Genomic DNA, 15,977 nt, shown 5'->3' on the forward strand with positions numbered 1-15,977 from the left:
AGACGAATCTCTGCTTTTTTTATTTGCCCAATCAGGAATTACTTACACTACAACCGCCTGCTCTTTACCAACAAAGCCGACAATCGCTTCAAGTAAATCGTCTTCTCGGTAAGGCTTACCGAAATACTCATTCACGCCAAGTTCACGTGCGTAATTGCGATGTTTATCGGCGGTACGCGAGGTAATCATGATAATAGGAATATGTGCCGTACGCGCATCGCTGCGTACGTTACGCGTCAAATCGAAACCATCCATGCGCGGCATTTCAATATCGACCAACATCACGTCAGGCGTCACTGATTGCAATTGTTCAAGCGCATCAATACCGTCTTTCGCCAACACGACCTGATAGCCTTCACGCGTCAACAAACGCTGGGTGACACGACGCACTGTCAGCGAATCATCGACAACCATGACGATATGCTGTGTCCGCAATCCCTGCACAGGCTCGGCATTTACCTGAGCAGCGCTGCTTTCCTGATGCAAATCAGCAACGGCCCCTAAATCAGAAACGGCTTCTGCTCCAGACTGCATACCGGACTGCGGCAGACGGACATGCTCATGCTCTACACGCTGCGCCAAAGGCACAGGGTTCAGAATCAGAACGACATCACCGGAACCAAGTACTGTTGCGCCGGCAATACCCACCATACGCGCCAGTTGCGGGCCGATGTTTTTAACAACCACCTCACGATTCCCGACGATATCGTCGACGTGTATCGCCACACGATCAGTACCGCTTTTCATGATCAACAAGGGCGTGTATTGCTGCGTCACGGGAACGGCGTCACGCTGACCTAACAGCGCCGACAGATAATGCATCGCAACACGTTGTCCCTGCCACATCAAAGCGCCGTCATTATATGCATTGGCCAATGCATTCGACTTCAGATGCTGCACCTGTTCCACCAACACCGACGGCACCGCGTAAGTACGTCCGCCAGCGCTCAGCAATACGACCTGTGTCACGGCAAGCGTGAGCGGCAGGCGAATAGTGAATTCAGCACCCTTACCTTCTACCGTAGAAACTTCAACACGACCACCCAGCGACGCTGCCTCAGAACGAACGACGTCCATACCGACACCGCGTCCGGCCAGCTCAGTTACTTCATTCGCAGTTGAGAATCCGGGTTCAAAAATCAGGCTGGCAGTTTCAGCATCACCCGGCGTTTCATCTGTACCGATCAGACCAACGCTGAGTGCTTTCTGACGGATATTCTGCAAATCCAGTCCGCGGCCATCATCATTGAAGCGGATAACAACTTCATTACCTTCCTGACGAACCTCGATCAGCAACTCACCGGTTTCTTGCTTACCGTTCAGACGCCGAACGTCGCGTGATTCAATACCATGCACAATCGCATTACGCAGCAGATGCTCAAAAGGCCCGACCATTTTTTCCAGAACGCCGCGATCCATTTCGACGCCTGAACCACGGATATCCAGATTGACGCGCTTATCAACTTCTTTCGAAGTCTGACGCGTCACGCGATACAGACGTTCGGAAACACTCGCAAACGGAATCATACGTACACGCATCAGATCCTGTTGCAATTCACGGGTCAGACGCGCCTGCACATGCAAATTACTCGAAGCGCCATCTATCGTCCGCGTCAGATTTGTCTGTACGGTTGCCACGTCGCTGACGCTTTCCGCCATCATACGCGTGAGTTCCTGCAAACGAGTGAACCGGTCAAACTCCAGTGGATCAAATTCGCGATCACCAGATAGAGCCATACGCGATGTAATCTGCGTTTCAGCCTGAATTTCCACTTCACGTAACTGATCGCGCAGACGGCTGACGTTGGCGGTCAATTCACCTAATGAGGAACGCAACGTGCTGACTTCATTCTCTAAGCGCGAACGTGAAATAGACACTTCACCGGCCTGGTTGACCAGACGATCAAGCACGTCAGCACGCACACGCACCAGAGGTACAGGCGCTCCCGCTATTGCCGGTGCGCTGGCCGGAGTGTGTGGCGCCGGTACCGCTCTGATGGCAGACTGACTGTCAGACACTGGCATCAACGGTGTCAGGTTGACCATTTCACGCAGAGCCTCCGCCGCTTCCGGCGCTGCGAGACCGGCAGCCTCGTTCGCGACCAATGCTTCCTGGAACTGATCAAGTTCCTGCGCCGCGGTTAATGGTTCCGGTGCCAACGGCTCAATGTTCGCTTCAGGATTTTGCAGGCGATCAAACAGCTGCATGCTGTAATCATGGCGAGCAAGTAAATCATCCATCAACGGCGCACGCACTGCGCCACTGGTGTGCATCAGACTTTCAATACGCGTTTCCATGTCATGGATGTGCTGACCCAAGCCCATCGCACCAGCCATACGTGCACTGCCTTTAATCGTGTGCATCAGACGTGCAATGGACTGGGGTATTGCCGTGTCATCCGGCTGTGCCTGCCAGCTGCGTAACAACTGACCGACCATTGGTAACAAGTCATTTCCTTCTTCAAGGAAAACCGGCAACAAATCCAGATCGAGATCATCTTTGAGCGGACTTGTCTGATGCGAACTACTTTCAGGCAATGCGACACTGACCTGCTGCACTACAGCATCATCTGCCAGATTCAGTGTCGCAGACTCGTCAGCAGAAGTTTCCGTAGTTCCGCCGGACAAGGCTTCAGCAAGCACAGATCCGGACAAATCTTCCGGATTCAGTTTTTCATTCGTCGAGGTAATGAACTCCTCATCCGCCCCCGAACTTGAACGCTCTATCACCTCTTGCAATAACTGATCTAACTGTCTGACATCATCCGGCGCAAATTCCGCCATTTCAGACAGCGCAAATTTCTGCAGCATCCGTTTTGCAGATTCCAGCGCATGATCCAGAATGTCGAAGTCTGCTGGAGTCAAGGTCACAGGGTGACGCTCCAGACGCTGTAAAACCGACTCCAGACTATGCGCCAGTTCTTTCAAAGGAATAAGACCGACGGTCGCTGAACTGCCAGCAAGAGAATGCGTGGCATGAATCGCCTGGGTGGAGACATGACGCTCAGATTCGTGCCGCCATTCAGACAAATCCTGTGTCAGGAAACGGACAATTTCATCTGTCTCTGCCATATAGATCGAATACAGCGGCACGCTGATTTCCAGATCGCCAATACGCTTGATATTGTCATCCAGCGTCACGGCCGGTTTATTCAGATCCGGAAACTCAATGATTTTCGCGCCGCCAGATTCCGACACCGGCACTTCGGCGAAGGCCTGTTCCTCAACGATTGCTGGAATGGATGCATTACTGTCTGCAACCACAGGAACGTCCTCAACGGCATCTTCTGCAGTCAGTAACGTTGCCTCGATCTGTTCTTCCACAGGGCTCAGCAAGTCAATCTCGTTTTCAGACAAGGTTTCCGGAACATGCGCTTCCTCACTGACTAGGTCCGGAGTGATAACACTGATTGTCTCTGTCTCGCCTTCGGCAACTGCCTCTGCTGAAATAACGATATCGTCAAGATCGGGGAAAGGCGACGCTGTCGTTACGTCATCAAGCGTCGCAGCTGTTTCTGCCAGTACATTGGCGGCACTTGGCAGATCATCGAATGCACTGAGTTCGAATTCAGGAACCAGCTGTTCTGGAGTGGCGTTGACAGCAGCATCTTCGACTGTATCTTCAGCAACATCTGGCAGCGGCAAGGCTTCGATTGTTTCAGAAGCATCATCCATAGTGGCAAGTGCTTCAATATCAACAGGAACAGTCGCCTCAATTTCAGGTTCGACAGCTACGTCAATAACAGGCGCCGGCACCTCAGAAACATCGAGCGTTTCAAGCACCGGCTCCGTTTGCGGTTGCAGTGCTGACGTCAGAGACTCTTCCGGAGTTTCCGGATGTACGACAGGTAATTCTTCGGGCTCCTGATAATCGAGGCCGGCTTTAACTCTCTCCGCAGCTGCAATAATTGCAGCACCCGTTCTTGCTGAATGTCCGGATTGTTTGAGTTCGTCAACCCATGCATACATTTCACCCGCAGTACGTTCGAGCAGGGCATACAGATTGTCATCGCCACGACGCGATTCCGACAACCATAAATTCATTACCTGTTCAATACTCCATGCAGTCTCACCGAATACATTCAGGCCGACCATACGGCTGCTACCCTTCAAGGTGTGGAAGGAACGACGCAGGCTGGTCAGATATTCCTGGTTATCCACATCGGCGCGTGAACGCGGCAAGGTATCCTGAACAAATTGTAAAACCTCATCTGCCTCGGTCAGGAAAATTTCCAGCAATTCGGCATCAATTGCTTCCTCACTTTGCGGCAGGACAGCAGCAGCCGTAACAGCCTTCACTTGATCAGCAGCTACCGGCGCAGTGACGGCAACGATATCCTGCAAACTCTCTGTTGAATGAGATGCATCTCCAGATCCAAGTAACTCAATTGCTGCTTTTGCGCGACCGCTGGCGGCGGAATCATCCAATAAGGTTGCGACAGACCTTTCGGACTCCAGTGAGTCTTTCAGTTGCGCCTTCAGCGCTTTGTCATCAGGATTTTCTGCTAAAGATGCCGCGAGACGAGCCGACTCCTGCTGTTGGTTAAGCAGTTCTTTTTCAGTAGTTAATACAGAAGCCGGCTCTTCCGCAGCAGCTTGTGACGAATCCGTCGGGAAAATGATGTCTTCACTGACAGGCAATAATTCCTTCTGTGCCGGAGCATCAAGCAGGTTAGAACGGAAAATACCCGCATCAGCATCAAACACGAATTTCTTTTTCGCCGTTTCTGGCTGAGTCTGCAAAGTTTCAATGAAAAAACTAAGCGCACCGATATTCTGCGCCAGTTTCTGATGCTCAGCATCCCGCTCAGATTCGCCTAAATCTTTGGCATCGGCCAAAGTAGCGACCGTCTTTCTGGTAGCTTCCAGCGCCTGCATCGCCGCATCCTGATCCAGGATCGCCATTGCGCCGCTGACCTGATGCAACATGTTATCAATCGAGTGCAGGGATGCACTTTGCGCCGGATCGCGGAAATATTCATCCAGCGTTTTTTCAACCTGACGTAAGCTCGTCTGAATTTCAGAAACCAGCACTGACATCGTCTGACGCTGTTGAGCTTCGCGTGAAATTTCCCCCATCCAGGCCGCCTGGGACTGCGGCTCATCACCGGATACAACAGATAGCAAGCGCGCAGTAATTTCATCTGCACGTTCTGAAAAATGCGCCGGTAACCGGGTAATCTGGTCGAGCGCATTTTCAACGAATAACAAACTGGTCGCTAATTCCAGTGCCAGCTTACTGCCATCTGCCGAGTGCGAGACATGTCTGGCAATACCGCTTAATTCACGCAACAGCTTAGACAACGATGGGACATTTAAGCCTGCACCGGTATCTGCCAGCTCCTTCATCTTTTGCGAAAATTTATCGCCCAGATTTCCATCACCGTTCGCAATCCGGCCCCATAAATTTTTAACTGCAGTAAGCTGCTCCTTGGCTGTGCTTAATACACCGGCGGCGATCTGACCGTAATTTTTCTCGTTATAGTCAGTCGGCACTTTATTATCAAGCTGATATGCGCGACGAATGCTTGAAACAAAAGCCGATGGATTTTCTACCTGTGCCAAAAAGAACAGGGCATCTCTGAGCAGACGTTCAGGGATGGTATTGACACCTTCGACCAACCGGCGGATCTGTAAATTAATACGGCCGAAAATTTGTTTCACATATTGCTGATCGTCGATTCCACCATCGGCAACAGCCTCGACAAATGCACGCATAACAACCCAAAAAGCTTTGGCCTGAGAATTGGTCTGCATCTGATCGATTTCATGAATCAATCCGTGCATACTCTCAGCGGCTTCGCGTCGCTTCTGCTGATCTTTACTGGTCAGAACCGTCAGCAATAACTTTTCAAAACGCTGACGTAAACCACTGTAATTCGCTGGTTTGCCGTTTGCTGTAACTGCGAGTTCAGGAACTTTTTCTGTCGCAGATAAAGAAGGAAAAAATAAATCTGCTGGATGTATCCGTTCCGCTCCCTTTAGCTCCAGTAACGCGCGATAGTATGGAAATAGTCTGACCGGCTGATGCGGCGCTCCTGAAAGCAGATCCTCAAGGTACCGCAAGACTGCATGAAACGCATCAAGAATGACATCAACGTTTGTCTGCGTCATTTCTAAATGACCGCTTTGCAGACGTTCTATCAACTCTTCTATGGTTTCGGTGACGATAGAAACACCGTCGATATCGACAATTTGTAAAGCACCGTGCGCCTGATGCAAATAACTTTTTGCATGCAGTAAAGTAGTGGATCGTGCTTCAACGTCTTGCGTCAGTGCCTCACTGAGCACTTTGCCAGCGTTGGTCATCGCTTCCCGCACCTCGGGCATAACCCAGGAGAGAGGTCCAGTATCAAACTGTTCCTGAGGCAGATGTGACGAATTTGAAAAATCGGATGTCATGCGCGCTCCGCAAACTCAAGCGACGATGAACCCTGGTTCATCGTCTGCAAATATGATAGGGCCATTTATACAGCCCATAGACTGGAAAATCAGGCAGTTACACGGAAACGGGATACGGAGTTCTTCAGTTCCTCGGCCAAAAGAGACAATTGCTTAATCGACTCTGCAGTTTGCTGTGTGCCGCTCTGGGTCTGTTCAGTAATAGTCAGAATGTGCTGAATATTTTGCGCAACGCCGTTAGCTGATGTCGCCTGCTGCTCGGTCGCCAGAGAAATCCCCTGAATCAGTTCCGCCAGACGGTTCGAAACGCTACGGATTTCAGACAACGCTGTACCCGCCGCATCGGACAGTTTCGCTCCCTCAACCACACCCTGCGTGGATTTTTCCATCGCCGCAACGGCGTCGTGGGTATCCGTCTGAATCGTACGCACCAGCGCACCAATCTGCTTGGTAGCCTCTGCTGAACGTTCCGCCAGACGCTGCACCTCTTCCGCAACCACCGAGAAGCCGCGCCCCGCTTCACCCGCAGACGCTGCCTGAATCGCAGCATTCAGCGCCAGCACGTTCGTCTGTTCGGTAATGTCAGAAATCAGCTCGGTGATCTCACCAATTTCCTGAGAAGATTCACCCAGACGTTTAATACGTTTAGAGGTTTCCTGAATTTGTTCGCGAATCTCGTTCATACCTTTGATCGCGTCTTCCACCGCGTGCGCGCCTTGTTCCGCCGCCGCAACCGACTGACGTGCAACCTCTGCAGATTCATTCGCAGAACGCGAGACGTCGGTAATATCCTGCGCCATCGTCAGAACGACCTGACCAGCATCAGAAATTTCGCGCGATTGTTGTTCTGACGCTTCCAGCAGGTTAGTCGAAATGTCCTGCGCCTGATTCGATGCAGAAGTAACCTGTTCAGCTGTTGTGGTAACCCGGCCGACCAGTCCACGCAACTCTTCCACCGTATAGTTAACCGAGTCAGCGATCGCACCGGTAATGTCTTCAGAAACCGTCGCCTGAATAGTCAAGTCACCGTCCGCAACCTCCTGCAACTCATTCATCAGTCGCAAAATCGCGGCCTGGTTCTGATCATTTGCAGCTTTCGCTTCTTCCTCTTGTTTTTTCGCCAGCAACATTTGCTCCGCAGCTTCCTGACGGCGTTCATTCGCTTCTTTAGCGCGATTACGGCTATCCTGCAACAGAACCAAGGCAATACCAACCGCAGACGCTAACGCAACGGCTGCAGAGATCAACATCAGCCAGAAAGAAAAACTGGTGGAATCCTGCTGATCCGTATAAGTCTTTTGTAACTTGGTCAGTTTGGCTTTCAGATCCTCATTTTCATTAAACAATAACTGTTCGGATTGTTTAGCAGCAATGAAGTTTTGCAGGTTACCCAGAATAGTGGATACCGAAGCCTGATATTCAGCAAAAGCTTTTTTCAATTCTTCGAGTTTTTCGCGTGTATCAGCATCTTTCGTCGGCGTCAGACGAAGAACCTCACTACCATTGAGAAAGCCGTCAACCAGGTCCCGGAAAGTATTCGTATCTTTACCCAACAGGAAAGCGGTCTCAGGATTAACACCCTCGGACGTCAAAAATTCATTCGCACTACGACCCAGACGCTGAGTCAGCATGACCAGCTGACCTGATGCAGAAATCTCCCGCGCAGATCCGCCACCTTGTACCTTCAGTGTGGAAATCTGTTCGGTCAGTTCCAACAGGACCGGGGACAAGGAGTTCAGCTTTTGCAGAGTCTGACCAAAACCGGTCAGCTCCTGGCGACGAGCCAGAATTGTTTCCGCTGCTTTATTGGAATTTTGCCAGGCTTTGATCGTCTCTTTTAACACTGGCTCCAGAGTGGAGTCTGCAGACTTAACGTCGCGCCCCTGATAAGTACCACCATCCAACAGGATTTTCAGATCATTATTAATTTCTTTGCGACTGTCTTCCAGCTGTTTAAAAGCCTGGACATTACCCTGAATCGAGTTTGGTGCTGCTTTACCAATACGTTGAGAATGCATCAGTACGTCACCGGAAATCTGCACCTGTGTGGAGATCAGAGCTGAGTGGTTCGCATTGAGCCAAACAAAAAACGCACCCGCCACCAACGCACCAACCATGGTTGTGGACAAAATGCGCATTTGCCTTTGCAGAGACATTTTGCCGATAATCGGCAAATGAATATCGCCACCTTTTTCGAGGGCGTCACCGATAAATGTCGCATCGGCGCGATTATGAGTCGTATCGAAGTCAGTTGTCGTTTGTTTCTGCTCGCCTTCCTGAGCTGATTCTGGCGTTAACATTTTCACGTTACTGGCCTCCTCAACTTCAACCGAACCAGCATTACCGAATGACCTTGCCGCAACTTCTGCTCCGTCAATTTCCGGATTTTCTTTTCCTTTGGACAAGAACGGTAGTTTCAATGCCATTACTGAATCTCCTAAACGATTGAATATCTGTCAGCGGTACTTCAAATGAAGTTCTGACTATAAACCTATATGCAGAAAATCCTGATTCTGCACTAACGCAGCCAGGCTAAGTTCATGCCACACATTACCATCACGGTCACGAAACCGTCTTTGCAACCATTCCCGGCCATTGCCATCAGTCTCACTCGATGAAATCTCTTCCATCTCAGCAAGGTTACGCAAACCCAGAACCTGCGATACCAGCAAACCACTATTAAATCCCAGGGCAGGAGCGAAAGCCACAATACGGCAGGAATTATCAAGCTTCGTCAGTTCGAGCCCCTGAAAACGCGATAAATCAACGACACTGGTCAGGTTACCGCGAATATTTGACAAACCGACATACCAATCCTTGGTCAAAGGAACATCGGTCAGTGACGTGGCACTGACGATTTCGCCGGCCTCCCGCAAATCAAGCAAATAACGCTGCTGCCCAATAACAATCCCCAGTTGACTAAGCTTGGAAAAACCACCGCGCTGCGCGGCCTGCATACGCTCAACCAACTGCGCCTGAAACTCACGCAAGCGCGTGCGTCGCACGCCGCCGTCTGACTTGGTAATGTCCAGCTTGGCAGCGGCGGGGTCACTCAAAGTAGTAGTCATGAGGCAATCCGGGTATTTCTTAAAAATAGAGACAAGCAGCGTATATGCAGATCATTAACCAAGAGCGGCAATTTTAGCCAGCAACTCTTGCGGATCAATCGGCTTTACCAGGTAATCTTTAGCGCCCTGACGCAATCCCCAGATACGGTCTGTTTCCTGATTTTTGCTGGTGCAGATGATAATCGGCACATCCTGTGTTTCAGGATCTTTGGCAATGGCGCGCGTAATCTGGAAACCATTTTGCCCAGGCATTACCACGTCCATCAGAATCAACTGAGGCTTATCTGCTTTAATTTTTGTCAGGGCTTCCTCGCCGTTTTCAGCGGTAGATACAGAGAAACCATTTCTGACCAGAACCTCTGTTAAAAAATAACGCTCTGTTGGAGAGTCATCTACTATTAGTATTTTTTGAATAGCCATTCGCTAATTCCTCACATGAAACTGAATCATTTTTCCTGCGCACCAGAGGTGTAATTCCGCACAGTTCTCAAAAGACTATCTTTTGTAAAGGGCTTGGTCAGATACTCATCCGAACCAACCATGGCACCACGCGCTCTGTCAAACAAACCATCCTTGGATGACAACATGATGACCGGTGTATCCCTGAATTTGACGCTCTTCTTTATCAAAGCACAAGTTTGATAACCATCCAGCCTTGGCATCAGAATGTCGCAAAAAATCAGGTCAGGATGAGAGTCGTTGATTTTTGCTAGTGCGTCAAAGCCATCCTCAGCCAGGACAATGGTATAACCCGCTTGTCCAAGGAATATCTCTGCCGACCGACGTATCGTGCTGCTATCGTCAATAACCATGATTTTCAAGTTTTCATTGCTTGCCAACGCTGACATAAAATCATCTTCCCGACAGAAAAATAGCAAGCTTGCACTTTAACAAAAAAATTTTCGATCTGGCGTTTATTTCCTTGGAATAAACATTCTTTATAGCCAAAAAGACACACTTTAATAGCCAAAAAGTCACATTTTCGATTAAATCGCCGTCATTTCAAAATCTTCTTTACGCGCACCACACTCAGGACAAGTCCAGTTCATGGGCACATCATCCCATAAAGTGCCGGCAGGAATACCATCTTCGGGGGAACCTTGTTCTTCATCATAAACCCAGCCACAAATCAGACACATCCATGTTTTATACTGTGGCTTTCCACCTGCACTATCACTCACGACTAAAATCCTTCTATCAAGTAAAATATTGTGTACCCTGCATGAAATTGCAAAAAAAGCTGCGTCCCTGTGTAATTTCAATTGATGAATCATCCCTGATTCTGCAAGGCCGCCTATATTAATCTACCAAACGTGCAAAACCAAATTTCTCCCATTATTCTTAGTTTCGGTGCCTCTGACCCGGTCGGAGCAACCGGACTTTCTGCAGATCTGGCCTCCTTTGCCGCGATGGGCTGCCACGGACTGCCGGTTGTAACTGCCGTACTCACTGGTGATACTTCGCAGGTCGACAGCATCCTTCCTCTGGATGCAGATCTAATTGATGAACAGGCCAGAACCGTTCTGGAAGATATGCCGGTGCTCACAATCAAAGTCGGCCAGGTCGGCAGTGTGGATAACGTCACGACCATTGCGGAAATTGTTTCTGATTATCCGGAAATGCCGTTAATTCTGGATCCATTTAATACTGCCATCACGGATCACATCAGCGATGCAGAAGATCTGACTTTATCCATACGGGAATTATTAATCCCGCAAGCAACCCTTTTACTGATTTCTGCAGTGGAACTGTCGCGTCTGGCAGAGACTTGGAAGGAAAATGCAGAACCTGAAGACTTAACGGCCGACGTGATGACCTTGATAGACTCAGGCTGTGAATATGTTTTTGTAACGGGAACGCCTTGTGGCAGCGGAGAGGTCGCTAATACGCTGTACAGCGAATCCGGGATTGTCAGAAGAGATGTCTGGCAACGCGTGCCGGGCTCACATGCCGGAGCAGGAACAACGCTTTCAGCAGCAATTACCGCGTTGCTGGCAACCGGTCTTGACATTCCTGAGGCAGTAATGGAAGCGCAGGAATTTACCATGGCCGCTGTAAGCCATGCGCAGCAATTGGGGATGGGAAAACTGATTCCTGACCGCTACTTCTGGGCGAGAGAGCCACAACATTGAATCCACCCTTTATGAATGAATGTTTCATTCAACGCTAACTCCACCCGAATTAATCACCCTTTCTATCATGACGAATAAAAACGAAACCCTATTTGCCCGTGCGCAAAAAACCACCCCAGGTGGCGTCAATTCTCCGGTCAGAGCTTTTCGCTCCGTCGGAGGCACGCCACGCTTTATCACTCGTGCTGAAGGACCCTACTTCTGGGACGCAGAAGATCAGCGTTACATCGACTATATCGGTTCCTGGGGACCTGCCATTGTCGGCCATGCGCACCCTGATGTGGTAAAGGCAGTGCAGGAAGCCGCTGCCCGTGGACTGAGTTTTGGCGCGCCGACCGAAGGCGAAGTGCTGATGGCAGAAGAAATCTGCAACATCGTTCCAGGGGTAGAACAAATCCGCCTGGTATCGAGTGGAACAGAAGCGACGATGAGCGCTTTGCGCCTCGCCCGCGGCGCGACTAAACGCGACAAAATTATTAAATTCGAGGGTTGCTACCACGGCCACGCCGATTCGTTGTTAGTGAAGGCTGGCAGCGGCTTACTGACTTTCGGCAACCCGACATCCGCTGGCGTTCCGGAAGATTTCAGCAAACATACGCTGGTGCTCGACTATAACAACAGCCAGCAATTGGAAGACGTATTCCAATCAATCGGTGATCAGATCGCCTGCATTATCGTTGAGCCAGTTGCGGGCAATATGAATCTGATCCGTGCCACCCCAGAATTCCTGCAAACCATGCGCCGCCTTTGTACTGCGTATGGCAGTGTGCTGATTTTTGACGAGGTGATGTGCGGCTTCCGCGTCGGATTACAGGGTGCGCAAGCCTTGTTCGGAATACAGGCCGATCTGGTCTGTATGGGCAAGGTCATCGGTGGCGGCTTACCGGTCGCGGCATTTGGCGGGCGCGCCGATCTCATGGCGCACATGGCACCACTCGGCGGCGTCTATCAGGCGGGGACTTTGTCAGGCAACCCGGTCGCCGTCGCGGCGGGCATGACAACATTGAAGATCATCCAACAACCTGGCTTTTACGAGCAATTAACCGCACAAACACGCAAACTCGCGGATGGTCTGACTGCGGCAGGGAAGCAAGCAGGATTTGACTTCTGTGCCGATGCGGTCGGCGGCATGTTTGGCCTTTATTTCGCCGCGCAGATTCCCGACTCCTATGCAGCCATGATGGCGACGGACAAAGATAAATTTAACCGCTTCTTCCATCTGATGCTGGATGCTGGCGTGTATCTCGCACCATCGGCTTTTGAAGCCGGCTTCGTTTCGATCGCGCATGACGACGCGATTATTGAGACGACGATAGCAGCAGCAAAACAGGCATTTTCAAAACTGTAACTCCTAATATTTACGCGGCTGACAGAGCAAAAATAGCCTGGCAGCCGCGTGAATATTCAGAGTCCAGTTTTTCCCTTCCTTTTTTACGCGCCTTTTCCATCCCCTTGCCTTCTGAAACTCACCCGCGTTTCTTTGCCGGATAAATGCAGCAGCGCTTCCTGTTTTGGTGTTTCACTGATGATCTGGCCGCGTTTAATCACGTAGCGTCGCACCGGGCGCAAACGTAACGCCTCGATACTGCTGGCAGCATCAAGAATAACGAAATCAGCAAAGCAACCCGGCTGCAAACCATAGCCTTCCAGTCCCATGATTTTGGCGGGCGTTTTAGTCACAGCATCAAAACACTGCCGCATCGCCTGCTGGCCGGTCATCTGTGCAACATGCAAGCCCATGCTCGCCACTTCCAGCATGTCACCAGACCCCAGGCTATACCAGGGATCCATCACGCAATCATGTCCGAAAGCCACATCGATTCCCGCCGCCAGCATTTCCGGCACCCGCGTCATGCCGCGACGTTTCGGGTAAGTATCGTGACGGCCTTGCAAAGTAATATTAATCAAGGGATTGGCAATGGCAGCGACACCTGCTTCGCGCATCAGAGGCAACAACTTACTGACATAGTAGTTATCCATCGAATGCATTGATGTCAGATGCGATCCCGTCACCCGATGATGCAAACCGAGGCGCTGCGTATGAAATGCCAGGGTTTCTATATGACGAGACAAGGGATCATCGGATTCGTCGCAATGCATATCGACACGCAGACCTTTTTCTGCGGCGAACTCACATAACAGGCGTACCGATTCAGCACCTTCTGCCATCGTCCGCTCAAAATGTGGAATGCCTCCGACCACATCCACACCCATCGCAATCGCGCGTTTCAGATTGTCGAATGCAGTCGGGCTACGTAACAAGCCATCCTGCGGAAATGCCACCAACTGCAAATCGATATACGGTGCCACCTGCCGCTTTACCTCTAGTAAAGCCTCAGCCGCCAGCAAGCGATCATCGCAGATATCAACATGGGAACGTATCGCCAGCAAACCTTTGGCGATAGCCCAGTCGCAATACTCCATTGCTCTGGCAATCAAGGTATCCTGCGTCAGCGCCGGCTTAAGTTCGCCCCACAAGGCGATCCCTTCTAACAGGGTGCCAGACTGGCTCACTCGTGGCAAACCATACGACAGTACAGCATCCATATGGAAATGCGCATCAACAAACGGTGGGCTGAGTAAATCTCCTTCTGCATCAATTTCAGGAACAGCAGTCACCGGTAAGTGCTGCTCCATTGCTTCTATCCTGCCCTGCCGTACCAGAATATCGATACCACAGCGCCCATCGGGCAAATTCGCGTTCCGGATCATAAGATCATGCATAGGAATCCCTTTCTGGAAGTTTGCAAAAATTTTAAACGCTGCCGCTATCCTGCGTCATAATCTCATCATCGAAAAGCAGGAATTTTTATGGCAACAATGAAGCAGGTCGCGGAAAAAGCGCGCGTATCAACGACTACCGTTTCGCATGTAATCAATAATACCCGTGTTGTCAGCGATGACGCCCGAGAACGCGTCCTCTCTGTCATCAAAGAATTGCGCTACATTCCCAGCGCGGTCGCGCGCAGTTTAAAAAATGACCGGACGCATACCCTCGGTATGATGATTCCGAATAATTCCAATCCGTATTTTGCCGAAGTGATTCAGGGTATAGAAGATGCGTCGTTCAAACTCGGCTACAACATTATTCTGTGTAATTCCGATGATGACCCGAAAAAGCAGGCCGCTTATATCCGCGTACTGATGGAGAAGCGTATTGACGGTCTGATTCTGGTGCCATCAGGTTCAGACGAAGAATTAACAAAATTACTGGCCGATGAAGGCATACCGAAAGTACTGGTTGACCGCGAAGTAGCAGGCGTTGCGGCCGATTTAATTGAAGCCGATCACGCACAGGGTGGCTATGATGCGACCCGCTACCTGATCGGATTAGGACATCGCCGGATTGCCTGCGTTGCCGGACCGGACACGCTGCTGCCGAGCGGTGGGCGGGTCACAGGTTATTTACGCGCATTAGCCGAAGCAAAGTTGGAATTTCGCACTGAATATCTGATCCATAGCGACTTTACCAGCCAGGGAGGATTTCATGCATTTAAACAGTTATTGGCTTTACCAGAAAGACCGACTGCGATTTTTGTTAGCAATGATCTGATGGCTATCGGCGGTATCTGTGCAGCGAATGAAGCTGGTGTAAAAATACCGCAACAACTCTCTGTCATCGGCTACGACGATATTGCGTTGGCCTCGTTCAGCACCCCGCCATTGACAACCATCGCTCAGCCCAAACACGATATAGGGCAACTCACTGCGCAGGTTCTGGTCGCCAGAATTACCAATCCTGCCCTGCCACTGCGACGCGAAATGCTGAGATCACAACTGGTCATCCGCCAATCGACCGCCTGCCCGGAAAAGTAAGTCAATAGCGTTACAGCATCAACAGGCGCGGCATCACTTCATTAAGTACCCTGCTCAGTATCTGCAATAAAATCAACACCAGCAAAGGAGAGAAATCCAGGCTACCCGACGAAGGCAATACCTTACGGAAAGGGGATAACAAAGGTTCATTCAACGCTCGGACGAAGGGGGCCAGCGGTGCATGAGGATTCACCCAGCTGAAAATTGCTTCAAGTACCAGTAAGGCCATCAGACCGTACAGTATCCACTGCAACACGCGAAACACCATGAGTAACACAATCGTGGTGATTGAAACCTCAGATAACAACCAGAAGTCCAGCACCATTGATAACAGCGCAGTCAGAAAAACACCAACCATCGTTGCCCAGTCATAGCCACGATATCCCGGTATGACACGACGTATTGGATGCACCAGCCAGTCTGTCATCTGAAAAATAGCCTGCGCCAGACCTGCAGGCGGGCGGACCCGCTGCACTTGCATCCAGAAACGCAACAGCAAAAATCCGGCAAATAAGCCAGTCACGATATCGATGACGAGAGTAAAAATTCCATGCAACAC

General features: G+C 50.5%; 11 protein-coding genes. 3 read left to right on the forward strand and 8 right to left on the reverse strand.

Translation table 11 applies throughout. The features are described from left to right. Positions 1–42: 42 nt before the first annotated feature. The 6 genes from ACPAOP_RS04350 to ACPAOP_RS04375 form a co-directional block, all read right to left on the reverse strand. Positions 43–6,402 (reverse strand): Hpt domain-containing protein, encoded by a 6,360-nt coding sequence (locus ACPAOP_RS04350; RefSeq protein WP_423709455.1) that lies wholly within the window; start codon positions 6,400–6,402, stop codon positions 43–45. A gap of 89 nt (positions 6,403–6,491) precedes the next feature. Continuing rightward, on the reverse strand, positions 6,492–8,828 hold the full coding sequence (locus ACPAOP_RS04355) for a methyl-accepting chemotaxis protein (protein ID WP_423681402.1): 2,337 nt from the start codon (positions 8,826–8,828) through the stop codon (positions 6,492–6,494). 57 nt (positions 8,829–8,885) lie between these two features. Then, a complete protein-coding gene (locus ACPAOP_RS04360) occupies positions 8,886–9,470 on the reverse strand; it encodes a chemotaxis protein CheW (RefSeq protein ID WP_423709456.1) in 585 nt (194 codons plus the stop codon). 54 nt (positions 9,471–9,524) lie between these two features. Then, entirely contained in the window at positions 9,525–9,890 is a 366-nt protein-coding gene (locus ACPAOP_RS04365) for a response regulator transcription factor (RefSeq protein ID WP_423681405.1), read from the reverse strand. A gap of 26 nt (positions 9,891–9,916) precedes the next feature. Further along, complete coding sequence (locus ACPAOP_RS04370) at positions 9,917–10,318, reverse strand: response regulator (RefSeq protein ID WP_423681406.1); 402 nt, start codon at positions 10,316–10,318, stop codon at positions 9,917–9,919. A 138-nt stretch (positions 10,319–10,456) separates the two neighbouring features. After that, a complete protein-coding gene (locus ACPAOP_RS04375) occupies positions 10,457–10,609 on the reverse strand; it encodes a rubredoxin (RefSeq protein ID WP_186883314.1) in 153 nt (50 codons plus the stop codon). Positions 10,610–10,783: 174 nt separating this feature from the next. Between ACPAOP_RS04375 and thiD the strand changes: the two genes are divergently transcribed. Next, positions 10,784–11,602 (forward strand): bifunctional hydroxymethylpyrimidine kinase/phosphomethylpyrimidine kinase, encoded by an 819-nt coding sequence (thiD, locus tag ACPAOP_RS04380; RefSeq protein ID WP_423709457.1) that lies wholly within the window; start codon positions 10,784–10,786, stop codon positions 11,600–11,602. A 67-nt stretch (positions 11,603–11,669) separates the two neighbouring features. After that, complete coding sequence (hemL, locus tag ACPAOP_RS04385) at positions 11,670–12,950, forward strand: glutamate-1-semialdehyde 2,1-aminomutase (protein WP_423709458.1); 1,281 nt, start codon at positions 11,670–11,672, stop codon at positions 12,948–12,950. Positions 12,951–13,033: 83 nt separating this feature from the next. Here the strand turns inward: hemL and ACPAOP_RS04390 are convergent, their stop codons facing one another. After that, complete coding sequence (locus tag ACPAOP_RS04390; protein WP_423681411.1) at positions 13,034–14,326, reverse strand: amidohydrolase family protein; 1,293 nt, start codon at positions 14,324–14,326, stop codon at positions 13,034–13,036. Positions 14,327–14,413: 87 nt separating this feature from the next. On the opposite strand from ACPAOP_RS04390, the gene ACPAOP_RS04395 reads away from it, so the two are divergent. Then, positions 14,414–15,418, forward strand: a complete 1,005-nt coding sequence (locus ACPAOP_RS04395) for a LacI family DNA-binding transcriptional regulator (RefSeq protein ID WP_423681413.1) — start codon at positions 14,414–14,416, stop codon at positions 15,416–15,418. Positions 15,419–15,428: 10 nt separating this feature from the next. Here ACPAOP_RS04395 and ACPAOP_RS04400 read toward each other — a convergent pair whose 3' ends face one another. Further along, entirely contained in the window at positions 15,429–15,977 is a 549-nt protein-coding gene (locus ACPAOP_RS04400; RefSeq protein ID WP_423681415.1) for a YggT family protein, read from the reverse strand.

The sequence above is a fragment of the Undibacterium sp. WLX3042 genome (assembly GCF_049544825.1).
Lineage (GTDB): Bacteria > Pseudomonadota > Gammaproteobacteria > Burkholderiales > Burkholderiaceae_D > Undibacterium.